Annotated in this window: 21 protein-coding genes and 1 pseudogene; 12 read left to right on the top strand and 10 right to left on the bottom strand. The window is 71.0% G+C overall.

Going from position 1 to position 22,314, the window contains the following annotated elements:
• Positions 1-70 precede the first annotated feature (70 nt).
• The 3 genes from DEI85_RS00455 (at position 71) to DEI85_RS00445 (ending at position 4,160) form a co-directional block, all read left to right on the top strand.
• The gene (locus tag DEI85_RS00455; RefSeq protein WP_111123733.1) at positions 71-1,408 is read left to right on the top strand and encodes a uracil-xanthine permease family protein; all 1,338 of its coding nucleotides are present in this window, start codon (positions 71-73) and stop codon (positions 1,406-1,408) included.
• Between the two features lie 182 nt (positions 1,409-1,590).
• Positions 1,591-2,901, top strand: coding sequence for an MATE family efflux transporter (locus tag DEI85_RS00450; protein ID WP_111123734.1), 1,311 nt, complete (start codon positions 1,591-1,593; stop codon positions 2,899-2,901).
• 83 nt (positions 2,902-2,984) lie between these two features.
• Positions 2,985-4,160 (top strand): lipopolysaccharide biosynthesis protein, encoded by a 1,176-nt coding sequence (locus DEI85_RS00445; RefSeq protein WP_111123735.1) that lies wholly within the window; start codon positions 2,985-2,987, stop codon positions 4,158-4,160.
• Positions 4,161-4,305: 145 nt separating this feature from the next.
• Here DEI85_RS00445 and DEI85_RS17585 read toward each other — a convergent pair whose 3' ends face one another.
• A complete protein-coding gene (locus DEI85_RS17585) occupies positions 4,306-5,133 on the bottom strand; it encodes an FRG domain-containing protein (protein WP_349815126.1) in 828 nt (275 codons plus the stop codon).
• Positions 5,134-5,395: 262 nt separating this feature from the next.
• Positions 5,396-6,538 carry a substrate-binding domain-containing protein gene (locus DEI85_RS00440; RefSeq protein ID WP_111123737.1) on the bottom strand — a complete coding sequence of 381 codons (1,143 nt, stop codon included), beginning with the start codon at positions 6,536-6,538 and terminating at the stop codon, positions 5,396-5,398.
• Positions 6,539-6,653: 115 nt separating this feature from the next.
• On the opposite strand from DEI85_RS00440, the gene DEI85_RS00435 reads away from it, so the two are divergent.
• From DEI85_RS00435 to DEI85_RS00420, 4 genes are all read left to right on the top strand, one after another.
• Positions 6,654-8,051 (top strand): MFS transporter, encoded by a 1,398-nt coding sequence (locus DEI85_RS00435; protein WP_258376357.1) that lies wholly within the window; start codon positions 6,654-6,656, stop codon positions 8,049-8,051.
• A 9-nt stretch (positions 8,052-8,060) separates the two neighbouring features.
• Positions 8,061-8,756, top strand: a complete 696-nt coding sequence (nucS, locus tag DEI85_RS00430) for an endonuclease NucS (protein WP_027466993.1) — start codon at positions 8,061-8,063, stop codon at positions 8,754-8,756.
• A gap of 183 nt (positions 8,757-8,939) precedes the next feature.
• A complete protein-coding gene (locus DEI85_RS00425) occupies positions 8,940-9,614 on the top strand; it encodes an HAD hydrolase-like protein (protein WP_111123738.1) in 675 nt (224 codons plus the stop codon).
• Positions 9,611-10,891, top strand: a complete 1,281-nt coding sequence (locus tag DEI85_RS00420) for an MFS transporter (protein WP_111123739.1) — start codon at positions 9,611-9,613, stop codon at positions 10,889-10,891. Before DEI85_RS00425 ends, DEI85_RS00420 begins: the two co-directional genes overlap by 4 nt.
• A gap of 109 nt (positions 10,892-11,000) precedes the next feature.
• Here DEI85_RS00420 and DEI85_RS00415 read toward each other — a convergent pair whose 3' ends face one another.
• Both DEI85_RS00415 and DEI85_RS00410 read right to left on the bottom strand, forming a co-directional pair.
• Positions 11,001-11,834 carry an SDR family oxidoreductase gene (locus DEI85_RS00415; RefSeq protein ID WP_111090818.1) on the bottom strand — a complete coding sequence of 278 codons (834 nt, stop codon included), beginning with the start codon at positions 11,832-11,834 and terminating at the stop codon, positions 11,001-11,003.
• 41 nt (positions 11,835-11,875) lie between these two features.
• Positions 11,876-12,517, bottom strand: coding sequence for a nucleoside/nucleotide kinase family protein (locus DEI85_RS00410; RefSeq protein ID WP_111123740.1), 642 nt, complete (start codon positions 12,515-12,517; stop codon positions 11,876-11,878).
• 54 nt (positions 12,518-12,571) lie between these two features.
• Between DEI85_RS00410 and DEI85_RS17630 the strand changes: the two are divergent.
• Positions 12,572-12,772: pseudogene (locus DEI85_RS17630) on the top strand (VOC family protein); the annotation flags it as partial.
• Positions 12,773-12,948: 176 nt separating this feature from the next.
• On the opposite strand, the gene DEI85_RS00400 reads toward DEI85_RS17630, so the two are convergent.
• The 4 genes from DEI85_RS00400 to DEI85_RS00385 form a co-directional block, all read right to left on the bottom strand.
• Positions 12,949-13,389 (bottom strand): NUDIX hydrolase, encoded by a 441-nt coding sequence (locus DEI85_RS00400; RefSeq protein ID WP_027466986.1) that lies wholly within the window; start codon positions 13,387-13,389, stop codon positions 12,949-12,951.
• A gap of 473 nt (positions 13,390-13,862) precedes the next feature.
• Complete coding sequence (locus tag DEI85_RS00395; protein WP_110862002.1) at positions 13,863-14,453, bottom strand: TetR/AcrR family transcriptional regulator; 591 nt, start codon at positions 14,451-14,453, stop codon at positions 13,863-13,865.
• Positions 14,454-14,531: 78 nt separating this feature from the next.
• Positions 14,532-15,854, bottom strand: coding sequence for a carboxylesterase family protein (locus DEI85_RS00390; protein ID WP_111123741.1), 1,323 nt, complete (start codon positions 15,852-15,854; stop codon positions 14,532-14,534).
• Between the two features lie 115 nt (positions 15,855-15,969).
• Positions 15,970-16,281, bottom strand: a complete 312-nt coding sequence (locus DEI85_RS00385; protein ID WP_110863626.1) for a hypothetical protein — start codon at positions 16,279-16,281, stop codon at positions 15,970-15,972.
• Between the two features lie 151 nt (positions 16,282-16,432).
• Here DEI85_RS00385 and DEI85_RS00380 point away from each other — a divergent pair, with 151 nt between their 5' ends.
• The gene (locus DEI85_RS00380) at positions 16,433-16,945 is read left to right on the top strand and encodes a MarR family winged helix-turn-helix transcriptional regulator (RefSeq protein WP_110861996.1); all 513 of its coding nucleotides are present in this window, start codon (positions 16,433-16,435) and stop codon (positions 16,943-16,945) included.
• Between the two features lie 78 nt (positions 16,946-17,023).
• Here DEI85_RS00380 and DEI85_RS00375 read toward each other — a convergent pair whose 3' ends face one another.
• Positions 17,024-18,322: an MFS transporter gene (locus DEI85_RS00375; protein WP_110861994.1), complete on the bottom strand. Its 1,299-nt coding sequence runs from the start codon at positions 18,320-18,322 to the stop codon at positions 17,024-17,026.
• A 250-nt stretch (positions 18,323-18,572) separates the two neighbouring features.
• Here DEI85_RS00375 and DEI85_RS00370 point away from each other — a divergent pair, with 250 nt between their 5' ends.
• From DEI85_RS00370 to DEI85_RS00360, 3 genes are all read left to right on the top strand, one after another.
• Positions 18,573-19,373 carry a sugar phosphate isomerase/epimerase family protein gene (locus DEI85_RS00370; RefSeq protein ID WP_181430128.1) on the top strand — a complete coding sequence of 267 codons (801 nt, stop codon included), beginning with the start codon at positions 18,573-18,575 and terminating at the stop codon, positions 19,371-19,373.
• Entirely contained in the window at positions 19,370-20,485 is a 1,116-nt protein-coding gene (locus DEI85_RS00365) for a Gfo/Idh/MocA family protein (RefSeq protein ID WP_110861990.1), read from the top strand. Before DEI85_RS00370 ends, DEI85_RS00365 begins: the two co-directional genes overlap by 4 nt.
• A 191-nt stretch (positions 20,486-20,676) precedes the next feature.
• Positions 20,677-21,870: a carboxylate-amine ligase gene (locus DEI85_RS00360; RefSeq protein ID WP_181420132.1), complete on the top strand. Its 1,194-nt coding sequence runs from the start codon at positions 20,677-20,679 to the stop codon at positions 21,868-21,870.
• On the opposite strand, the gene DEI85_RS00355 is transcribed toward DEI85_RS00360, so the two are convergent.
• Positions 21,851-22,141 (bottom strand): hypothetical protein, encoded by a 291-nt coding sequence (locus DEI85_RS00355; RefSeq protein WP_146244681.1) that lies wholly within the window; start codon positions 22,139-22,141, stop codon positions 21,851-21,853. The two genes, DEI85_RS00360 and DEI85_RS00355, sit on opposite strands and share 20 nt — an antisense overlap.
• Positions 22,142-22,314: the final 173 nt, after the last annotated feature.

Genomic DNA, 22,314 nt, shown 5'->3' with positions numbered 1-22,314 from the left:
TAGCCACCGTCCCCATGGGGCAGGCCGATCCGGGTCGTCACCGGCGCACGGCTGCCGGTACGGTCATCGCATGGGACTTCCGTGGAAGCTGCACGGGGACGGCAAGACCGTCTCCGCGACGACGATCGTGACACCGGACGAACGACTCACCTGGCCCCGGACGATCGGCCTCGGCGTGCAGCACGTCGTCGCGATGTTCGGCGCCACGTTCCTGGTGCCGCTGATCACCGGGTTCCCGCCGTCGACGACGCTGCTGTTCAGCGGCATCGGCACGATCCTGTTCCTGCTCATCACGGGCAACCGCCTGCCGAGCTACCTCGGGTCGTCGTTCGCGTTCATCGCCCCAATCGGCGCTGCCACCAAGATCGGCGGCATCCCGCTCGCCCTGTCCGGCATCATCGTCGTCGGCGCGCTGCTCGCGATCGTCGGCCTCGTCGTGCACCTGGCCGGAGCCGGCTGGATCGACCGCCTGATGCCCCCGGTGGTCTCCGGCGCGATCGTCGCGCTGATCGGCTTCAACCTGGCACCGGCCGCCCGCGACAACTTCACGGCGTCCCCGGTCATCGCACTCATCACCCTGGCGGCGATCATCCTGGTCACCGTCCTGTTCAAGGGCCTGATCGGCCGGCTGTCGATCGTCATCGGTGTGCTCGTCGGGTACGTCGCCGCGCTCATCGGCGGGCAGGTCGACTTCTCGAAGGTCGGTGAGGCGAAGTGGATCGGTCTGCCGGACTTCACCGCGCCCGCGTTCGACCCGTCGCAGCTCGCGATCTACCTGGCGTTCGTGCCGGTCGTCCTGGCGCTGGTCGCCGAGAACGTCGGGCACGTCAAGGGCGTCGGACAGCTGACCGGCCGTGACCTCACGCCGCTCACCGGTCGCGCGCTCTTCGCCGACGGCATCTCGACCGTGCTCGCGGGCGTCGGCGGCGGCTCCGCCACCACCACCTACGGCGAGAACATCGGCGTGATGGCCGCCACCCGCGTCTTCTCCACCGCCGCCTACTGGGTCGCCGCCATCGCGGCCGTCCTGCTCGGCCTGTCACCGAAGATCGGCGTGGTCATCTCCTCGGTTCCGGCCGGCGTGCTCGGCGGCGCCACCACCGCGCTCTACGGCCTGATCGGCGTCATCGGCATCCGGATCTGGGTCGAGAACCGCGTCGACTTCTCGAAGCCGAAGAACCAGCTGACCGCCGGCATCGCCCTGATCATCGGCATCGCGGACTTCACGTTCCGCTTCGGCCAGGCCAGCTTCGGCGGCATCATCGTCGGCACCATCGCCGCGATCGTCGTCTACCACCTGATGGACGTCATCGGCCGGGCCCGCGGCACCGACGAGTCCTCGACCGAGGTCGCCGAACCCGCGCACGCCGCCACCGGCGCCGTCCCCGCGGAACCGCGCGCCGACTGACGCGAGTGGTCGACCGGAACGCGCGTCGGGCCTGACGACGTGGGACCACCGGACTGGAGGCCCGTGGCGGCGCCGCCACGGGCCTCCAGTCCGTCGTGGCGTCGCGCCCACCCCGCCTGATGACCGCGACGGGTCGGCATCGCCGACAGAATGGGTCGGTGCACCCACCGACGCGACCCGCTGTGACCGCTGAGCGGCGCGCGGTCGACCGCGACATCGTGCGGCTGGCGGTGCCGGCGCTCGGAGCGCTCGTGGTCGAGCCGCTGTTCCTGCTGACCGACACCGCGCTCGTCGGGCACCTCGGGGCGACGCCGCTGGCGGCCGTCGGGCTCGCGAGCGCCGTGCTGTCGACGGTGACCGGGCTGCTGGTGTTCCTGGCGTACTCGACGACCCCGGCCGTGGCGCGCGCGCTCGGTGGTGGCGACCGTCGCGGCGCCGTGCACGCGGGCATCGACGGGATGTGGCTCGCGCTCGTGCTGGGGGTGGTGCTGGCGCTGGTCGGGTGGCCGCTTGCCGGACCGCTCGTCGACCTGTTCGGCGCCTCGGCCGAGGTGTCGGCGGCGGCGACCGCGTACCTGACCATCTCGCTGGTCGGGCTGCCCGGCATCCTGGTCGTGACCGCCTCGACCGGGCTGCTGCGTGGGCTGCAGGACACCAAGACCCCGCTCGTCGTCGCGACCATCGGGTTCGTCGCGAACGGGCTGCTCAACGCCGTCCTGATCTACGGCGCCGGCTGGGGCGTCGAGGGTTCCGCCGCCGGCACCGTCATCGTGCAGTGGGCGATGGCCGTCGTCTACGTGCGCATCGCGGTGCGGGCCGCGCGGTCGTCGGGGGCGCCGCTGCGACCCGGCGCCTCGGGCGTCGCCCGTGCACTGCGGTCGGGGGCCTGGCTGTTCCTGCGGACCGCGTCGCTGCGGATCGCGATGCTCGCGACCGTCGGGGCCGCTGCCGGGCTGGGGACCACCGGGCTGGCGACGACGCAGGTCGGGCTGACCGTCTTCTCGACGCTGGCGTTCGCGCTCGACGCCCTGGCGATCGCCGGGCAGGCGCTCGTCGGGCACGGGCTCGGCGGGCGGGACCCGGAGCGGGTGCGACTGGTGACGCGACGGCTCGTGCTGCTCGGGATCGCCGGCGGTGTGCTGCTCGGGGTGCTGACCCTGGCCGTGAGCGGGGTGCTCGGGCCGGTGTTCTCGGACTCCCAGGCGGTGCGGGACGCCCTGCCCGTCGTGCTGGTGCTCATCGCCGTCGGGATGCCCGTCGCCGGGTACGTCTTCGTGCTCGACGGGGTGCTGATCGGCGCAGGGGACGCGCGGTACCTGGCCATCGCCGGAGGCCTGAACCTCGTCGTGTACCTGCCGCTGCTCTGGTGGGCCGGCGGGACCCTCGCGGGATTGTGGGCTGCCTTCGCCCTCGGGTACATCGGGGTCCGGGCGGTGACGCTCGGGGTGCGGGCGCACCGGCGCGGGTGGGTGGAACAGGCGTTGGCGCGATGAGCGGGCCGTCTCCGGCTGGGCCTGCTTCGTCTGCCGGGCCTGATTCTCCTGCGGCGCCGTCGTCGTCGGTCGCTTCGTCGGCCGTGCTCGCCACGGTCGGCATCGGGGTGCAGGGCGTCGCGAAGCTGCTCGTGACCGTCGTCGTCGGGCGGGTGTTCGGCACCGAGACCCTCGGGCAGACCACGGCGCTGCTGTCACTCTCGGTCTTCGTCGCGCTGCTCTGGCCGAACGCCGCAGGCAACACTGCATCGCGGTTCCTGGCCATCGCACTGCGGGGTCGGCGCTCGGACGCCGCCGTGAACCGGCTGCTCGGGGTGTCCATGCTGGTGTCGAGCGCGGTGCTCGCGGCGGTCACCGTGCCGATCGCGCTGGCCTGGGGCAACGGCCCCGGGATGGTTCTGGGCGGTGCCGCGGTCGTCGTCGGCTACGGGCTCTACTGCTACGCCCGCGGCGCACAGCTCGGCTACGACCGGGCGCCCCGGGTCGCTCTCTGGGACTCGGTGACGAGTGTGCTGGCGCTCGGGTTGCTCGTGGTGGCGTGTGCTGCGCGGCTCGAGCCCTTCGTGCTGCTGCCCCTGGCCATCGGGTACACGGTGTTCGCGATCGCGTGCTGGCCGCGGGGCAACGGCTTCGCGCCTGCTTCGCGCGAACCGGCTGCCGGGGTGCTCGGGTTCGCGGCGTGGAACGTGCTGGCGGTGGTGACCTCGAACGGGTTGCTGCAGTTGACGATGATCTCGGCGCAGGTGACGTCGTCGGCGCACGACGCCGGCGTCTACGCCGCCGCGTTCACCCTGGCGACGCCGGCGTCGATGCTCGGGCAGGCGTTGGGGCAGGTGCTCGTGCCGGCGTTCGCGCACCGGACCGATGGCGGATCGCTGCGCTCACGCTGGGCGCTGCTGCTCGTCGTCGGGTTCGCTGCGGCATCGGCCGTCGTGTTCGGCCTGGTCGCCCTGCTCGCGGGGTGGTTCCTGCCGATCGTCTACCCCGCCGAGGGTGCCGCTGCCGTCGCGGATCTGCGGTACCTGATGGTCGCAGTGTGGGTGTTCACCGTCGGGCTGGTGCCGGCGGCGCTGTTGCTCGCCGCTGGACGCTCGCGCCAGGTCGCCCTGGCTTCGGTGGCCGGGTTCGTCGTCGGGGCTGGGCTCATGGCGGTGCTCGGACCCGTCGCAGGAGTCGCGGGCGGAACGACGGGGTTCTTGGTGGGAAGTGCGGTGAACCTGGTCGCGGTGGTGGGGGTCGGGGTGTGGCGGCGCTGTTGATTTCATCGCCTCGGGATAAAGTACGGCGGCGAGGTCCGGTCGGCGGGTACGGCCCTTCCTTCCACCTCGGAAGTCAGCTCGATGCTCGAGCATCAAAAACCCGCTTATGCAGTACAGCCCTTGGTTCCTGGTAACTCGTGCAGTCTTAAAGCCCACGCTTAACGCGAGCTAGCACCCGCGAGTATCGAAGCATGCCCTCCACGTCGGGATAGCAGAAAGCATAGTCGATGGCGTCGCCAGCGGGACGAAGGTCTCCCCTGTTTGCGCGCTTTGCGAGTTGCTCCCGAAGCGCCGCTTTGTCAACGTGTATGCGAGCCGTGTAGCACCGGACGCCTTTTTGATAAGGGAGAGTGGGATCGTCAATCCCGGTGATTGCGAGCGGAACGGACATTACCGAGACCACCTCAGAACGAAGCATATGCCGCTGGGAGCCGACAGACTCAGGGTCCCGGACGCGTCGGCGGGGCGCAGTGGACGGTAGTCGACCCAGGACAAAGACACCTTTCTGAGCGGCAACCCGGGGGGACAATGCGACTGGGGGCGTCCAAAGGCGAATCTCCCCCTGAGTCAGGTCGTTTACTCGAAAGTCGCTTGCATCCTCGAGTGGAGCGTTTGCCTTCGGAACGAGAATGGCGAAAAGCCGCCCCTCAACATCGTCATGAGCTTCGCTGGCGAAGAACGTCGCTATAAGCGGATCGGGGGTGAAGTCAATCAACCGAGTGGGAACACCCATATGCTGGAGCAGAGCAAGCCATTCAAGCTCGTTGGCAGGCGAAGTCGCTAGCGAAGTGACCCAGCGCGCTGCCTCCTCAATCAGGGACGATTCCGCCTCTCGCAGATCGCGATCAGTCAGAACGGTCGGGGTATCACTGAGCCTCGACAGAGATGACGTAACTCCCCAGGAATGATTGGTCTGTCCACGCCAATACACGTCAGCATCGAGGCGACTAGCTGCGGCTTCGACCTCGTTCATGAAGGCGCGGACCTCGCCAATCGTAGTCGGCACGCTTTCGAAAAGGCCGTAGTGGTCTACTGGAGATATCGCCATAGTGAGATGCTCTCACAGAATCAGCGACAGGAGAAGAAGGAAACTAGAGGGGGTAGGCCGAAACGGCTTTGTCCATGCGGGCAAGCACCTTCGGGCCGACAGAACGAAGCAACACCTATTTATGTCACTGCACCTTAGCGGGTTATACATTAAGACTGAGGGCGAGGGGCGCCTGGCGGAGGATCAGTTAGCGAACATGCGACTTTGCTACTGCTGCCGGCGGCCCCGTCGTGTCCCCCACCCGCAACTCCGACGTGAACGACGCCGGCTGCGGCTCCGCCCCCTCGAGCATGGCCAGGGCGGCACGGGCTGCGGCCTGGCCCTTCTGCACGAAGGGCTGCACCAGGGTGGTCAGGTGCCGGATGGGTGTGCGGTGGAGCAGGCTGTCGTCCACCGTGATGCCGTCGAAGCCGACCACGCTGACGTCCTCGGGAACACGGAGTCCGGCGTCGAGAGCGGCCGAGATCACGCCGACGGCGATCAGGTCACTCTGCGCGATGACGGCGGTGGGACGAGGGCCGTTCGGGGCGAAGAGTTCAGTGCCGGCGAGACGCCCCTCTTCCACCGAACTCCCGGCGGTCTCGATCGCGACGGCGTCCGGGTAGACCTCTCGCACACCACGCAGTCGTTCGAGCGTGGTGAAGGCGATGCCCTCGGCCTGGCGAGCAGCGTCGATCGGGCCGCGTCGGCGTGCGGCGTCGAGGGGCAGGGTCACGACGGTGACGGCTGCGTGCCCGAGGTCCTGCAGGTAGGCGGCAGCACGGCGTGAGGCATCCCGGTTGTCGAGCTGGACGGGGACAGCGCCCTCGATCTCGTCCGCCTCGATCGCGACGACGGGGATCTGCCGACGCCGTAGCACCGCGACGGCCGGGTCGATCCGGACGTTGCACCCGACGAGCACGACGGCGTCCATCGGGGCGTCGACCAGCGGGCCGGCGCCCTGCTCGTCATCGAGCGGACTCCGCACGAGCAGCAGCGAGGCACCTGCGGCACCCGCTACCTCGGCGATGCCGTCCAGCGTCAGGACGTTGACCGGGTCACGGAACGCGTCGCTGAGACGCTCGTCCATCACGACACCGATGACGCCCGAGCGACCGCGGCGCAGGGAACGAGCACGGGGGTCGGGGCCGCCGTAACCGAGGTCGGCGGCGGCGGCGAGCACGCGGGCCTTGGCGTCCTCGGACACCGGGCCGAGACCGCTGAAGGCGAGCGACGCCGTTGACGGCGCGACACCGGCAGCACGGGCGACCGCCGCGAGCGTCGGGCGCGACGAACGGGTGACGCCGCCACGGGAAGGCGACGCGCCGGGTCCTGTTGCCGGTTCGTCCATCGCCCGTTAGCGTAGCCGGAACGAGCAGTCGAATCGATTCGACAGCCGCAAGACCAGCACTGACACGCACCAGAACGCGCAGCTCCGAGCGCGCCGCAGCACGATGGGAACCACCATGACGACGCCGTCCACCCGCACCGTCCCGACCACCAAGGCCTGGATCATCGCGGTGTTCGTGGTGTTCACCCTGTCCGGGCTGGACATCGCGACGTGGCTGGGCCGGATCCCGAGCGTCCGCGACTCCCTCGGGGCGAGCACGTTCGAGATGGGTCTGCTCGTGCTCGGCATGGCCGTCGGCTCCATCGGTGGTCTGACCTTCGCCGGCCACATCGTCGCCAAGCTCGGTGCTCGCCGGGGCGTGCAGGTGGCTGCGGCGTGCCTGGCGGTCGGCATGGTCTTCGCGGGAGTCGCGGTCACGCTCGGGTGGGGCTTCGCCGCCATCTGGATCGCGCTCATCGCGTTCGGCTTCGGCAACGGACTGTGCGACGTGTCGATGAACGTCTCCGGCGCCGCCGCCGAGAAGGCCGGCGGGCGCACCATCATGCCGCTGTTCCACGCCGCGTTCAGCCTCGGCACGCTCGCCGGCGCGGGCCTCGGCGCCCTGGCCGAGAAGCTCGAGATCCCGGTCTCGTGGCACTTCATCGTGCTCGTCCTCATCACGAGCGCCGCCATGCTCGTCGCCGTCACGAAGTTCCAGGACGAGCACCGCTTCGAGCAGCCGGTGTCGACCGACACCAGCCCGATCGCGACCCCGCTCACCCGCTGGCAGGTCTGGGCACAGCCCTCGACGCTGCTCATCGGCGTGATCGTGCTCGGCATGGCGCTGGCCGAGGGGTCCGCGAACGACTGGCTGCCCCTCGCGATGATCGATGGGCACGGGCTCGACAACGCGGGCGGTGCTGCCGTGCTGACGGTGTTCCTCGCCGCGATGACCGCCGGTCGCGTCGCCGGCAGCCCGCTGATCGACAAGTTCGGCCGCGTGCCGATCCTGCGCATCAGCGCCGCCGTCGCCGTGGTCGGCCTCGGCATGCTCATCTTCATCGACAACGTGCCGCTCGCGATCGTGGGCGTCGTGCTCTGGGGTCTCGGTGCCAGCCTCGGTTTCCCGATGGGCATGTCCGCCGCTGCCGACGACCCGCGCACCGCCGCCGCCAGGGTCAGCGCCGTCGCGACGATCGGCTACGTGGCGTTCCTGGCCGGGCCGCCCCTGATCGGGTTCCTCGGCGAGGAGATCGGCCTGCTCGAGGGGCTGCTGATCGTCTTCGTGTTCATCATCGCGGCCGGACTCGCGTCGGGCGCCGCTCGTGAGACCGGCGCCGCCGCCCGCCCGGCCCGCAGCACGGGCGACGTGGACGGCGGAGGCGAGCCGCGCCTCCAGGCCGACAGCGCTGCCACCGCTGCCAGCGCTGCCACCGCAACCGACGCTGCCAGCACCCGCGACAGCAGCGACGACGTCGACGGTGGCGGTGCCCGCACCGACGTGCCGTCGGCACGGAGCCACGACGCCGGTTAGGCTTCCGGGGTGCGTCTCGTCATCGCCCGGTGCTCCGTCGACTACGCGGGCCGGCTCTCCGCCCACCTGCCGCTCGCGACCCGCCTGCTCATGCTCAAGGCGGACGGCTCCCTGCTCGTGCACTCCGACGGCGGCAGCTACAAGCCGCTGAACTGGATGAGCCCGCCCTGCTCGATCGAGATCACCGAGCCGGACGACGAGCAGTCGAGCGCCGGCATCACGCAGGTGTGGACGGTCACGCAGAAGAAGACGCAGGACAAGCTCATCGTCTCGCTGTACGAGGTCGTGTCCGACGAGACCCACGACCTGGGCGTCGACCCGGGCCTGGTGAAGGACGGCGTCGAGGCGCACCTGCAGCAACTCCTGGCCGAGCAGATCGAGCTGCTCGGAGACGGCCACACCCTGGTGCGCCGCGAGTACATGACGGCGATCGGGCCGGTCGACATCCTGGCCCGCGACGACGCGGGAGCGAGCGTCGCCGTCGAGATGAAGCGCAACGCCAACATCGACGCGGTCGAGCAGCTCACCCGGTACCTCGAGCTCATGAACCGCGACCCGCACCTGCGTCCGGTGCAGGGCGTACTGGCGGCGCAGACCGTGGCACCACAGGCGCGCACCCTCGCCGAAGACCGCGGGATCCGCGTCCTCGTGCTCGACTACGACGCGATGCGCGGCATCGAGGGCGGGCACACCCGCCTGTTCTGAGCGGACCACGTCTCCCCCTCCCCCGGAACCAGGTTCCGGACGCCACACCGCGCTTGTCCACGGTTCTGTGTCCGGAACCTGGTTCCGAACGGAAGGACCGGCCTGGAGGCACGGCGCACCCCCGCCCCACCGCCGACGGATCCCGGATGGTCACCGCCACGGCCCGGCTAGGGTGGACAGGACATGACCAGCCCGTTCTCCGCCATCCTGTTCGACCTCGACGGCACCATCAGCGACTCCGCGCCGGGCATCCTCGAGAGCCTGACGCACACCTTCCGCACCGTCGGCGTCCCGGTGCCGGACCACGACACCCTGATGTCGTTCGTCGGTCCGCCGATCATGGACACGTTCCGGGTCGCGATGGGCATGGACGAGGAGCTCGCCGACCACACCCTCGCCGTGTACCGCGAGCACTACTTCTCGCACGGGGCGCTCGACTCCGAGATGTTCCCGGACATCGACGTCGTGCTGCGCACCCTGCACCAGGCGGGGCTGCCGATCTCGACGGCGACGAGCAAGCCGGAGACGCCGGCGACCTACATCCTCGAGCACTACGGGCTCACCGGGGACATCGACATCATCACGGGTGCCAGCGACGACGAGGTGCGGTCGAGCAAGGCCGACGTCGTCGAAGAGGCACTGCGACGACTCGATGCCCACGGCTTCGACATCACCCGCCCGGTGCTGATCGGCGACCGGAAGCACGACGTCGAGGGCGCCACCGTGCACGGCGTCCCGGTCGTCTTCGCCGAGTGGGGCTACGGCTCCCCCGACGAGGCCGAGGGCACCATCGCCCGCGCCGCCACCCCGCTCGACCTGCTGCCGATCCTGCTGCCGTCCGCGACGCCGTCCGTATGAGCGGCGACGTCGTCCGGCGGGGGCTCCGCGGTGCCGCCTGGCTGCTGCCGGCGGCCATCGTCCTGATCGCACTGAACTTCCGCGGCCCGATCGTCGCGACCGCACCGGTCATCGGGGACGTCCGCGCCGACCTCGGCCTGACCGCGACGATCGCCGGGCTGCTGACGACGATCCCGGTGCTGTGCTTCGCCCTCGCGACGCCGTTCGCCAGCTGGGTCATCGCGAAGGCCGACCCCGAGCGCGCGGTGTCCCTGTCGCTCGTCATCGTGCTCGCCGGCACCGTCCTGCGCTCGATGCCCTCGTCGGCGGCGCTGCTGATCGGCACCGCCGTCATCGGCATCGGCATCACGATCGGCAACGTGGTGATCCCGGTGGTCATCCGGCGGGACACCTCGCCGGAGCGCGTCGGCCTGGTCACCGGCGTCTACACGTCGGCGCTCAACGTCGGGTCGATGATCACGTCGCTCGGCACCGCTCCCCTGGCAGCCCTGTGGGGCTGGCCGGTCGCCATCGCGATCTGGGCGGTCTTCGCACTCATCGCCGCCGCTGCCTGGACCTACGCGGTCGGTGCTCGCGCGGCCTGGCGCCGCCCGCTCCCGTCCGAGCGGGACGAGCCGCTGCCCGTCACGGGTCCGATCGACCAGGTGCTCGACACCGGGGCGATCCGCACCGCCCGTGCCGCCGAGGCCGCACGGGTCGCCGCCGCCGAGCCCATCCGACCGGCACGGCGGCTCATCACCTGGGGCCTGACGCTCGCGTTCGGCGGTCAGGCGTTCTCGTACTACGCCCTGACCGCGTGGATCCCGACGCTGCTGCACGACGAGATCGGCTTCTCGAAGGCGTCGTCGGGCGCGAGCTCGTCGGTGTTCCAGATCCTGGCCGTCGTCGGGGCGCTCGGTGTCCCGCTGCTCGCGACCCGGTGGCGTCCGGCGGCGATCATCGCCCTGGTCGGCACCCTGTGGCTGGCGATGCCGCTCGGGCTGCTGTTCGCCCCGCAGCTCTGGTTGCTGTGGTCGGTGCTCGGTGGCGCTGCCCAGGGTGGCGGGATCACCGTGATCTTCATCGTGATCGTGCGGATCGTCTCGAGCGATGCCGACGCCCGCAGGATGTCCGCGTTCGTGCAGGGCGGCGGGTACCTGCTCGGCTCGGCCGGGCCGCTCGTCGCCGGTGCGCTGCACGGAGCGACGGGGACCTGGACGGCACCGCTGCTCGTCGTGCTCGTCGCGGTGCTCACCCTCGGCGTCGTCGGGACGTTCGCCGCGCGACGGGTGTCCTGACCGAGGACATCGGCACGTGCGCCGCTTCGTGAGCAGGAACGGTCGGGTGCCCGCGGCCGACCCGACACCTTCTGCCCACGAAGCACGGCGCCGGCCACGCGCGTGCGGCTCAGCCCGCGGCGAGCACCTCCCGCAGGGACATCGGCGCACGCCCGGTGATGCGTTCGACGTCGCCGGACACGTGCGCGAGCGCCCCCTCGGCGATGGCCGTGTAGGTGCTCACCCAGGCGTCGGCCTGCCACGGCTCCGGGTTCCACTGCGCACGTGATGCGTACGCCTCGTCGAGCGTCTCCGGGTGGTAGCTGACCGTGCGGCCGCGGACCTCGGACACGATCGCCGCCGCCTGGGCGAGGGTGATCGCCTCGGGGCCGGTCAGCTCGTACGTCTGGTCGCGGTGGGCGTCCGGGTCGTGGAGCACGGCGGTCGCGACGCGGGCGACGTCGGCACGGGCCACCGCGGCCATGGCGCCGTCGCCGGCCGGGCCGCGGATCACGCCGTCCTCACCGACCAGGTCCTCGACGAAGTCCAGGTAGAAGCTGTCGCGCAGGAACGTGAACGCCATCCCGCTCTCGCGGATCGCCTGCTCCGTCGCCCAGTGGTCGCGTCCGAGCGTGAAGGTCGCGTCGGGAGCCGCGCCGAGGAACGACGTGTAGACGACGTGCCGCACGCCCGCGTCCGCCGCCGCGGCGACGAACGCCCGGTGCTGGTCGAGGCGGTCCTGGGCCTCGGCCGCCGAGACCATGAGCAGCACCTCGACGCCCTGCAGCGCGTTCCGGCTCGCGTCGGCATCGGCGAAGGTCGCGACGGCGACCTCGGTGCCGGGCAGCTCCGGCGCACGCGAGGCGTCGCGCACGAGCATCCGGAACGGCACGGCGTCCGCGGCGAGCGCCGCGCTCACGGCGCCCCCGATGTTGCCGGTCGCGCCGGTGATGGCGATGGTCATGGTCGCTCCTCGTGTCGGTGTCGCGTGGTTGTCGTCGTTGGTCACGTCCACACCGTCCTGGAGGCCCGGCTCACCGTGGGCGCGACCCTCGCGGCGTTCACGCCGTCCACCTCCACCGCCCACGCGCGGGCGGCGTCGTGGTCGCGGCCGTGCCGCATGTGCCGGCCGACCAGACGGTCGAGCCGCACGTCGTCGGCGACGGCGCAGAACCAGGTCTCGGTGAAGAGCGCCGGCAGCGCCGACCACGGTGCGGCGTCGTCGAGCAGGTAGTTGCCCTCGGACACCACGAGTCGGGCTGCGCGGGGCACCGCGATGCTGCCGGCGACGGGTTCGTCCACGCGACGGTCGAAGTCCGGCGCCCACACCACGTCCTCGTCGGCGGTGACGAGTCGGCGGACGAGCGCGACGTACCCGTCGGCGTCGAAGGTGTCCGCCGCGCCCTTGCGGTCGTGCCGGCCGAGAGCGTCGAGCGCCGCGTTCGACAGGTGGAAGCCGTCCATCGGGACCTGCACCGCCGTACCGGCACCGAGGCGGTCGTCGACTGCGGTGACGATGCGGCGGGCGAGCGTGGACTTGCCGGCACCCGGTGCTCCGGCGATCCCGAGCACCGTGCGGCGGTTCGAGCTGGCTAGTTCGAGGGCGCGCTCGACGGCCTGGTCGACGGTCGTGCCGGAGTCGCTCACGACTTCATCCTCGCAGAGCGCACCGACGCCGGACCGCGGTGGTTCACTTGCCGCATGGTCGATGCGACGAAGGCGTTCAGCGGGTTCTCGGTGCGCGACGTGCCCGAGGCGAAGGCGTTCTACGAGGACGTCCTGGGGGTCGAGGTCACCGAGGACCACGGCATGCTCTTCCTGCAGCTCGGCGGCGGACACCAGGTGCTCGTCTACCCGAAGGGCCCCGGTCACGAACCCGCGGCCTTCACCGTGCTGAACTTCCCGGTGCCGGACATCGACGCCGCGGTCGACGAGCTCACCGCGAAGGGCGTCGTGTTCCTGCAGTACGAGGGGATGACCGACGACCGGGGCGTGAACCGGAGGGCGGGCCGCTCATCGCCTGGTTCACCGACCCGTCGGGCAACGTCCTCAGCGTCATCGAGGAGTGACGCCAGCGGTCAGCGGGACAGGGCACCCGCCCAGCCGAGGGCGATCGGCACGAGCAGGCCGTGGCGGTGGTGCGGGAGCTCGGCGACGGGGATCCACCGCGACTCGTCGGTCGAGCCGTCGAGCTCGTGGCGCAGTGCTCCCCCGGTGATGGTCGCCCGGAACACCACCTGCACGGCCTTCATCGGCCGGCCGTTGGCGTGGATGCGGCGTTCCGCGGGGACGATGTGGTGCCGGACCCCGAGCAGAGCACCGGCCTGGGCCTCGTACCCGGTCTCCTCACGGATCTCGCGCACGACGGCCTGCTCGACGGTCTCGTCGAACTCGACCCCGCCGCCCGGCAGCGTCCACGTGCCCGCGTCGGGGTGGCGCAGCTTCGCCAGGAGCACGCGGTCACCGTCCGTGATCACGCCGTAGGCGGCGAGCCGGGTGTCGTAGTCCGTGTACTCCATGGGCCGACCATGCCAGGTGGGTGCACCGACGTCTGCCAGCCGCGCCGGGCCTCCAGGCCGTGGACCGGGGTGGTGCAGACGCTCACCAGCCCGCCGACCGGTCACGACCCCCCGCGGCCCGCACGCCGAGCGGTCACGGACCGTCGGCCCCGCCGCCCGCAAGCGACGGAACGTGACCACGCGACGCAGCCCGTGCGGTGTGTCGCGACCACCCCGCGGGCCGGGAGGCGCGAGTCGCCGCCGCCACGGGCCTCCCCGGCCGTCCGGCGTGCCGTCGGGACGTCCACGCCGGCGCGCGGTCAGGACACCCCGATGGCTGCCCGCCGAGCGGTCACAAACCGTTGCTTGCGACACCGCCAGACGCCGCAACGCGACCGCGCGACGCTGCACGCGCGGGGAGTCGTGACCGCTCGCCGCTCAAGGCCCCGGACCCGCATGGTGCCAACGGACCCGCCGTGCTCGCCCGACCCGGATCAGGCGTCGACGCGTGCCGCTGCCCAGCCAACGCGCATCCGGGCGACCGCCCGGTCGAAGGCGCTGAGCGGTTCCCCGTCGTCGCGGATCACGGACTGGAGCTGGAGCCCCTCGTACAGCGCCATGAGCTGCTCGGCTGCGTGCCGGGGCGATGCGCCGCGGGGCTCCCGGCCGGCGACGACGTCACGGACCAGGGCGAGCGTGACGTCCTCGAACGCCCGCGTGTACTGGTTGCGGAACCATCCGGCTGCGGGGTGGTCGGGGTTCGAGGCGGCGCTGAGCACGGCGACCCGGAGTCGCACGAGGGCCGGGTCCTCGACGCCCGCAGCGAGCCGGGCTCGCAGGTAGGCGACCGTGCCGTCCCGCTCCGCGATGGGCCAGAGCTGGCGCCGGCTGCCGTTGTTCCACTTGTCCATGACCGCGACCACCAGGAGTTCCCACATCGGGTACGCCCGACGGAACTCGTCGGCCGTGACCCCGGCGTGCTCGGCGACCTCGTCGGGCCCGACGCGGTGGAAGTCCCCGGCTCGGTAGGCACTGATCGCCCCGGCGACGATGCGTGCGCGGAGGTCGACGTCGGTCGTGGGCATGCTGACGATTGTGCGGGGCCGGTCAGCAGCCCGCGACCGCCAGTTCAGGGGGCGCGGCCACCATCGCCGGCTCCGGGGTCAGCCGCGGTCGAACGTCAGGGTCTCGTCGTCGGGCGCCCGGACCTCGCCGGTGCGGGCGAAGTCGGCCCAGATCGCGCGGAAGGCCCGGCCGCGGCGCTCGACCTCTGGCCAGTCGCGTTCGGGGACGAACCGGGTGCCGGCCCAGGCCTCGCGCCCACCCAGCAGCAGCGGCAGGTCACTCATGTGCACGGCTCCGGTCGGGGCGCTCGTGACACCGCGGTGCAGTCGGTACGAGGTCGCGCGCCCGCCGGCGCGTCGGTGCCGTTCGGTGAACCGTCGGGCATCGCGGCCGTAGATGACGTCGGACAGCGGACGGACGACCCACCACCGCAGGGCCGACCGCAGCACCCGCGACCGGGTGACCCGACGCAGGCCGGGCACGAGCGGCACGTACATGCCCGCCTCGTCCGAACCGGACCCGATCAGGACGTCGACGTCGGGCGCGACCCGGCTCCACTCGGCGTCGAGGTCACGCTCGGCGGGCAGCGGCGCGAACCCGTACTGGGTGCCGAACGGCATGCCGGCGGAGAGTCCGTACGGCGCGGCGGCCCGGGTACCGAGCGCCTGACGATCGAGCAGGTCCTCGAGCGGGGTGTCGGCGTGCACGGTGCCGACCGCCCGGACCATCGCGCGGTTCATCCGTGCCCGACGGCGGGACAGCCCGAGCGGAGCGCTCTGGATGATCGCGCGGCGGAAGAGTCCTCCGGCGCCGGCACTGATCATCAGGTGCGCGGCCGCGTCCCCGCCGGCCGACTGCCCGAAGACGGTGACCAGGTCGGGGTCGCCGCCGAACGAAGCGATGTTCGCGCGCACCCAGCGGAGCGACTCGACCAGGTCGAGGAGCCCGAGGTTGGCCGGGATCGTCTCGCCGTCACCGAGGAACCCGAGCACGCCGAGCCGGAACGTGACCGACACCACGATCACGCGCTGCTCGGTCACCAGGTCGCGGGCGTCGTAGATCGGCAGGTCCCCGCCGCCGATGACGTACGAGCCGCCGTGGATCCAGACCATCACCGGCAGCTGTTCGCCCGGACGGACGTCGGCGGGCAGCGTGATCGAGAGCCGCTGGCAGTGCTCGTCGACCTCGATGCCCTGGATCGGGTTGAGCAGCAGGTCGACGAACTCCTCGTGCGGCTGCGGTGCGACCGGCGACGGGGTGGACGCGTGCAGCTCGCCCGCGAACGGTGGCATCGGCTGCGGCGGGGCGAACCGTTCGGCCTGCGCGTACGGGATCCCGAGCACCCGCACCACGTCGCCGTCGACCGTCCCGACGATGCGGCCGGCGGGGGTGTCGAACGAGGCGGGCGTGGCGTCGAGCATGGGGTTCACGGTATCGGTGCGGCGACGACACGAGCGGACGTGACGAAAGGCCGCCCCGATGCGATCGGGACGGCCTCACTCCGGCTCGGGAGCCGGGTGCACGTGGTGCTCGGCGTCAGTTCGAACGACCGTTGACGTCGCGTCGGTCGTCGTCGTTCCAGTCGGGCTTGCGCACGCCGGACTTCGCGATGCCGCGGCTGACGACGTAGGCGGCCGTCACGATCGCGACGTACAGCCAGGCCTGGTCGGCACCGAAGCCGGTGTGGCCCTCGTCCGCGTTGTCCACGACGGCCGACGCAACGAGGATCGCGATGGACACGACGAGCCAGGCGTAGAACTCGGTGGTCTTGAGTGCGGACTTGGTCTCGTTCCAGGTGGCACGGACGACCGAGTCGTGTCGTGCGGGATTTCCTGCCGTGTTCGACATGGTCACTCCTTCTGATCTCCGCCACCGGACATCGATGGCGTCATGACCGCAACAGTTGTCTCGCCTGGCTGATTACTTCCCCAGTTTGGGTTCCCAGGGAGGTCGGGGAACATGGGGTTTGTCCACCAAACGACAGGACGCAGGGGCGACCATGAGCGAAGACGACCAGCAGCGCGGATCCGATCTGTTCGACCGGCAGCCGCGCACCGCCGAGGGCGCCGCCGCGATCGCGAGCCTGCAGGCCCTGAGCGACAGCGTCCACGAGGCCGACGAGCAGGCGCTCCGCACCCTGGGGATGCTCCCCATCGATGCCCTCGCCCTGCGACACCTGGTGCTCGCGCGCCGCGATGGACGGACGGTCAACCCCACACAGCTCGCCCGGGCGTTGCGGCTCTCCACCGCGGGGATGACGAAGCTCATCGACCGCCTGGTGCGTGACGGGCGTGCGGAACGGCGGGCGAACCCCGAGGACCGCCGCGGCGTCATCATCACGGCGACCGGCTCCGCCGAGCAGGACCTCGCGCGTGCGTACGGGCACATCCACGCTCCGCTGATCGAGACCATCGACGCGCTGAGCGTCGACGAGGCGACGGCGGTCCGCCGGTTCGCCTCCCGCCTCGCCGAGGCGCTCCGGCAGGAGCTGCCCTCCCCCGGCACCCCCTGACGCCGGCCCGGCGGTCGGTCCCTGCGACGGACTGGAGGCCCGTGGCGGGGTCGCCACGGGCCTCCAGTCCGCTGTGGACTACCGCACCCGCTTGATGGGGATCACGACGAGTGCGCCGATGATGGCGATCGCGCCGGCGGCCCAGCACATGAGCGTGTAGTTGTCAGCGGCGTCCCCGGACCCGATCTTCAGGAAGAACAGGGCGACGGCCGGCGCGAGCGACTGCGGCAGGGCGTTGGCGATGTTGATGACGCCGAGGTCCTTGCCGGGACGGTCCGCGTTCGGCAGCACGTCGACGACGAGTGCGGTGTCGATCGCGGAGTAGATGCCGTACGCGAAGCCCATGATGACCTCGGCGACGTAGAAGCCGTTGACCGTGTCGGCGTGCGCCAGCACGATGAGTCCCACCGCGAACATCGCCGTGGAACCACCGACGAACACCTTGCGGCGACCGAGCTTGTCCGAGGCCCAGCCGGACAGCGCCGCACTGACCAGCAGCGCGATCGTGTAGAGCAGCACGCCGAAGGCGACGGCGGCGGTCGCCTCCTTCGCGCTCTCGATGCCGAGGTGCTGCTCCATGTAGAGCAGGCGGTACGTCGTGAACATGAAGGTCGCGAAGATGATGAGGAAGCGCGACCACCACGCGAACGCGAAGTCCGGGTTCTTGACCGGGTTCGTCCAGAACGACGCGATGAGGTTCAGGAACGTGAACTTCTTGAGCTTGTAGGTCGGCAGGTCGTCACGGGCCACGACGGCGTACACGGCGACCAGGATGATCGCCAGGATGCCCGGCGCGATGAACAGCACGGGCAGGTTCGCGACGAAGAAGACCGACAGGTAGGTGCCGGCGAGCACGGCGATGTTCTGCGCGAGCGCGATGATGCTCGAGGACCGGCCGCGCTGCAGCTGCGGCACGTTGTCGGCGAAGCTCGCGAGCAGCGTGGCGAGCGTGGCGTTCGCGGCGAGCTGGGCGAGCAGCCAGGCCAGCGTCAGGTTGAGGACGTCGGGCGAGTAGGCGATCCAGGCGAGGGCGATCGCGAAGACCACGACACCGCTGAGCAGCCAGGGGCGACGACGGCCCCAGCGCGTGCGGGTGCGGTCGGACAGGGCGCCCGCCAGGGGGTTCATGATGAGTGCACCGAACGCGCCGATCGGCAGCACCGAGCCGATGACGTTCGCGGCGTCGTCGCCGACCAGGGCCTGCGCCTTGAGCTGCATGCTCACGTAGACGGGCGCCATGAGCGCGACGAAGAGGCCGAACTGCCCGAGGAACAGGGCGATCTGGTAGCCGATGCCCACCTTCACCGTGCTGACGGGTTGGGTGATGCCCTCTTCCGGGTCGAGCAGTGCCGGGCTGCCGGGTTCGGTGGTGCTCATGACGCCTCCTTGAGTCGATGAAAACCTTGCCTGACAAGGTTTTTCCGACGCGAGCATACATCGACACGTGTTGTCTGCAACAGCAGGGGCGTCACGGTCGGCGCCGCGCGGGGTGGACGGGCCGCGTCACACGGGGCAGCAAAAACTACACACCGGGTGGTTTTTGGGGTAGCGTCGTCATCGATCTCGCCGCGGAGCATCGCTCCTCGACGGGCCGCGACACCCAGACAGGATCGAAGGAGCCTCTGCAATGCCCACCACTTCTGTGCAGCTGTACTCACTGCGCGACGCCATCGCCGAAGACCTCGACAAGGCCATCGCCCGGGTCGCCGAGATCGGGTACGAGAACGTCGAGCCCTACGCGTTCGTCGAGCGCGCCACCGACCTCGAGCGTGCGTTCGCGGCCACCGGCCTCAAGGCTCCGTCCGGCCACGTCGCCGTGATCGACGCCGAGGACACCGCGCCGATCTGGGACGCCGCCGAGCGCCTCGGCATCCGCACCGTCATCGACCCCTTCATCCCGACCGACCGCTGGCAGACCGCCGACGACGTCGCGAAGATCGCCGAGCGCGTCAACGAGCTGACCGCCGAGGCCGCCGGCCGCGGCCTGCAGTTCGGGTACCACAACCACCAGTGGGAGTTCACGAACAAGGTCGACGGCCGCACCGTCTACGACCTGTTCGTGTCGCAGCTGTCGCCGGAGACCGTCCTCGAGGTCGACACCTTCTGGGCGACCGTCGGTGGCGCCGACGCCCCCGCCGTCCTCAAGGGCCTGGGCGACCGCGTCGTCGCGATCCACGTCAAGGACGGCAAGGTCGACGGTGACATCCTCACTGCGCTGCCCTCGTCCGAGAGCGCCCTCATCGTGCCGGAGTCGCTCCAGCGCGCCTTCGAGAACCAGACGCCGGCCGGCCAGGGCGACGTCGACGTGGCGGGCATCCTCGCCGCGGCGCCGCAGGCCATCCGCGTCGTCGAGTTCGACGCCTACTCGGGCGACGTCTTCGAGGGCATCACCGAGTCCCTCACCTGGCTCAAGGACAACGACAAGTGAGCCGTGTCGGGATCGGCATCATCGGTGCCGGCAACATCTCCACCCAGTACCTGGAGAACCTGACCAAGTTCGCCGATGTCGAGGTCCGCTTCGTCGCCGACGTGCTGCTCGACCGCGCTGCGGCGCAGGCGGCGTCCTACGGCGTGGCCGCGTCCGGCACGGTCGAGGAGCTCCTCGCCCGTGACGACGTCTCGATCGTGATCAACCTGACGATCCCGGCCGCACACGCCGAGGTCGACCAGCAGATCATCGACGCCGGCAAGCACGTCTGGAGCGAGAAGCCGATCGCGACCGACCACGCGTCGGCCGCCGCGGTGCTCGAGTCGGCGAAGGCCAAGGGCCTGCGCGTCGCGACCGCTCCGGACACCGTGCTCGGCGCGGGCATCCAGACGGCGCTCCGGGCCATCGCCCGCGGTGACATCGGCGAGCCGCTGTCCGCGACGACGCTGTTCCACGTCCCCGGACCCGAGGCGTGGCACCCGAACCCGGACTTCCTGTTCGCCACCGGTGCCGGACCCCTGTTCGACATGGGCCCGTACTACGTGACGACCCTGGTGCACGCGTTCGGCACCGCATCGCGCGTGCAGGCCGTCTCGTCGAAGTCGCTCGACCGTCGCACGATCGCGTCCGGCCCCCGCGCCGGCGAGACGTTCCCGGTCGAGGTCCCGACGCACCACGCGGCCCTGATCGAGTTCGCCGGCGGGCAGTCCGCCCAGTCGACGTTCTCGTTCCAGCACGCCCTGCCGCGCATGGGCTTCGTCGAGATCAACGGCACGCTCGGCACGATCTCGCTGCCGGACCCGAACACCTTCGAGGGCTCGTCGCAGCTCTGGCGCTACGGGCAGGACGAGCCCGAGACGCTCGAGGCGGTCGGCTCCACCTGGGGTCGTGGCACCGGTGTCGTCGAGCTCGCCCGCGCCATCGCCGAGGACCGCCCCGAGCGTGCCTCCGGCGCCGTCGCGCTGCACGTGCTCGACGTGCTGCTCGGCATCCGTGACGCGGCCGAGTCGGGTTCCGCCGTCGACATCACGTCCGCCGTGGACGCGATCCCGCCGCTGCCCGAGGACTTCGACCCCGCGGCAGCCGTGCTGACCGCGGGCGCGAACGCCTAGGAGCGCCGCGAGCACCACGTCGTGAACAACAATGGTCGGGTCCCGAACGGGGACCCGACCATTGCTGCTCACCAGGGTGTGTGATCGCTCGACCCTGCGCTCCGTGGACCGGACCGCGCAGTTCGGCCAACGGATCCGCGCTCGTCGGCCATCTGGAACGGCCCGAAGTCGGGGGCTTCTTCACTCGGGTGATGAGAACCATGGGTGTGGAGGAGGAGCTGCTCCTCATCGACCGATCGACGGGCGTGCCCGTGCCGGTCGCCGACGGTGTGCTGGCCGGTGCGAGGGCGACGCGGGTGCCGGACCCCGGCGGCGTCGTGGGCGAGATGCAGCGCGAGATGATCGAGGTCACCACCCGCCCGCACACCTCGCTCGCCGCGCTCGGCGGGCAGGTGCTCGACAACCGGGCACTCGTCGAACAGGTCGCGAACGGCTTCGGTGCGCACGCGGCCCCGCTCGCGACGTCACCGACTCCGGTGACCCCGCACGTGAGCGACGGCGCCCGGTACCACCGGATGCTCGAGCGTTACGGGTCCATCCCCCGGCAGGGGCTGACCTGCGGCCTGCACGTCCACGTCGCGATCGACTCCCCCGCCGAGGGCGTCGCGGTGCTCGACCGGATCCGGACGTGGACGCCGGTCCTCATCGCCCTGAGCGCGAACTCCCCCTTCCACGCCGGGGTGGACACCGGTCATGCGAGTTTCCGATCGATCGCCTGGAGCCAGTGGCCGTCGGCCGGGCCGATGGAGCGGTTCGGCTCCGAGGAGCGCTACCGCGCCGTCACCGAGGGCATGCTCCGCACCGGCGCCCTGCTCGACGAGGGGATGCTCTACCTCGACGCGCGCCTGTCCCGCGCACACCCGACCGTCGAGGTCCGCGTCGCCGACGTCCCCCTGGACCCCGGGGTGACCGTGACGATCGCAGGACTCGTCCGGGCGATGGTCGACACCGCTGCCGAGGAGTGGCGTTCGGGGTCGCTCGAGCGCGACACCCCCGCCTGCACCGTCCGGCTCGCGAACTGGCGCGCAGCGCTCGAGGGCCTGGACGGTGAACTGGTCGACCCGTTGACGGGCCGCGCCGCACCCGCACGCGAGGTCGTCACGCTCCTGCTCGCCCACGTGCTGCCGGCGCTCGTCGCGAACGGCGACGACCAGCTCGTCGAACGCGGCCTGGCCGACCTGTTCGCGCGTGGCACCGGCGCGTCGAGGCAACGTGCGGCCTACGCGGCGACCGGTGATCTCGGGCAGGTCGCACTCGCTGCCGCGATGACGAACCTCCACGCACGGACCGGCCGCGTCGCGGCCGGCCTGTGGCCCGGTGCGGACACCGGTTCGGTGATCGGGGGCCACCCGGCGAGCACGGGCCTCAGCGGTGCGGTCGGCTGATGGGCTCCAGGTGGCAACCGTGCCCCCGGATCGCTCGTCGACACCGGGGCGTCATCGCGCTCGTGAACTCGATCTCGAACGCCTCGGCCCAGCCGGTGTTCGCGGACTCGACGTCGAGCAGGAACTCGACAGGCGTCCACTCCGGGTCGTCACAGCCTGCCGGACGCACCGGCAGGACGCGTGTGGAGAAGCCGGCGACCCACGCCCGGCGCAGCACACCCGGCAGGCTTCGGGCCCGGACCTCGCGGGGCAACACGACCCGTATCCACATCTCGCTGCCTTCCGCCCGTTCCTTCGGACACTCTGCGCACCCGTTGGACAGAATCAACGCGACCGCACATCACAGTCGGATCAGCCTCGCGCTTTCCGAACGATCCGATGGGAGCACCCCGTGACCGACCTCGAGAACCCGCCCGTCCTCGGCGAACACCCGGCGGACGTCGG

This window comes from Curtobacterium sp. MCBD17_026 (assembly GCF_003234895.2).
GTDB lineage: Bacteria > Actinomycetota > Actinomycetes > Actinomycetales > Microbacteriaceae > Curtobacterium > Curtobacterium flaccumfaciens.
The sequence above is the reverse complement of the archived record's forward strand: the minus strand, read 5'-3'. Positions and strand labels throughout refer to the sequence as shown.

Bases quoted from the DNA above. Each gene is read 5' to 3' on its own strand.
- DEI85_RS00425 (WP_111123738.1), top strand. From the start codon at position 8,940: ATGACCAGCCCGTTCTCCGCCATCCTGTTCGACCTCGACGGCACCATC.
- DEI85_RS00435 (WP_258376357.1), top strand. From the start codon at position 6,654: ATGACGACGCCGTCCACCCGCACCGTCCCGACCACCAAGGCCTGGATC.
- DEI85_RS00415 (WP_111090818.1), bottom strand. From the start codon at position 11,834: ATGACCATCGCCATCACCGGCGCGACCGGCAACATCGGGGGCGCCGTG.
- DEI85_RS00455 (WP_111123733.1), top strand. From the start codon at position 71: ATGGGACTTCCGTGGAAGCTGCACGGGGACGGCAAGACCGTCTCCGCG.
- DEI85_RS17585 (WP_349815126.1), bottom strand. From the start codon at position 5,133: ATGAACGAGGTCGAAGCCGCAGCTAGTCGCCTCGATGCTGACGTGTAT.
- DEI85_RS00355 (WP_146244681.1), bottom strand. From the start codon at position 22,141: ATGTGGATACGGGTCGTGTTGCCCCGCGAGGTCCGGGCCCGAAGCCTG.
- DEI85_RS00370 (WP_181430128.1), top strand. From the start codon at position 18,573: ATGCCCACCACTTCTGTGCAGCTGTACTCACTGCGCGACGCCATCGCC.
- DEI85_RS00390 (WP_111123741.1), bottom strand. From the start codon at position 15,854: ATGCTCGACGCCACGCCCGCCTCGTTCGACACCCCCGCCGGCCGCATC.
- DEI85_RS00440 (WP_111123737.1), bottom strand. From the start codon at position 6,538: ATGGACGAACCGGCAACAGGACCCGGCGCGTCGCCTTCCCGTGGCGGC.
- DEI85_RS00400 (WP_027466986.1), bottom strand. From the start codon at position 13,389: ATGGAGTACACGGACTACGACACCCGGCTCGCCGCCTACGGCGTGATC.
- DEI85_RS00375 (WP_110861994.1), bottom strand. From the start codon at position 18,322: ATGAGCACCACCGAACCCGGCAGCCCGGCACTGCTCGACCCGGAAGAG.
- DEI85_RS00395 (WP_110862002.1), bottom strand. From the start codon at position 14,453: ATGCCCACGACCGACGTCGACCTCCGCGCACGCATCGTCGCCGGGGCG.
- DEI85_RS00420 (WP_111123739.1), top strand. From the start codon at position 9,611: ATGAGCGGCGACGTCGTCCGGCGGGGGCTCCGCGGTGCCGCCTGGCTG.
- DEI85_RS00385 (WP_110863626.1), bottom strand. From the start codon at position 16,281: ATGTCGAACACGGCAGGAAATCCCGCACGACACGACTCGGTCGTCCGT.
- DEI85_RS00360 (WP_181420132.1), top strand. From the start codon at position 20,677: ATGAGAACCATGGGTGTGGAGGAGGAGCTGCTCCTCATCGACCGATCG.
- DEI85_RS00380 (WP_110861996.1), top strand. From the start codon at position 16,433: ATGAGCGAAGACGACCAGCAGCGCGGATCCGATCTGTTCGACCGGCAG.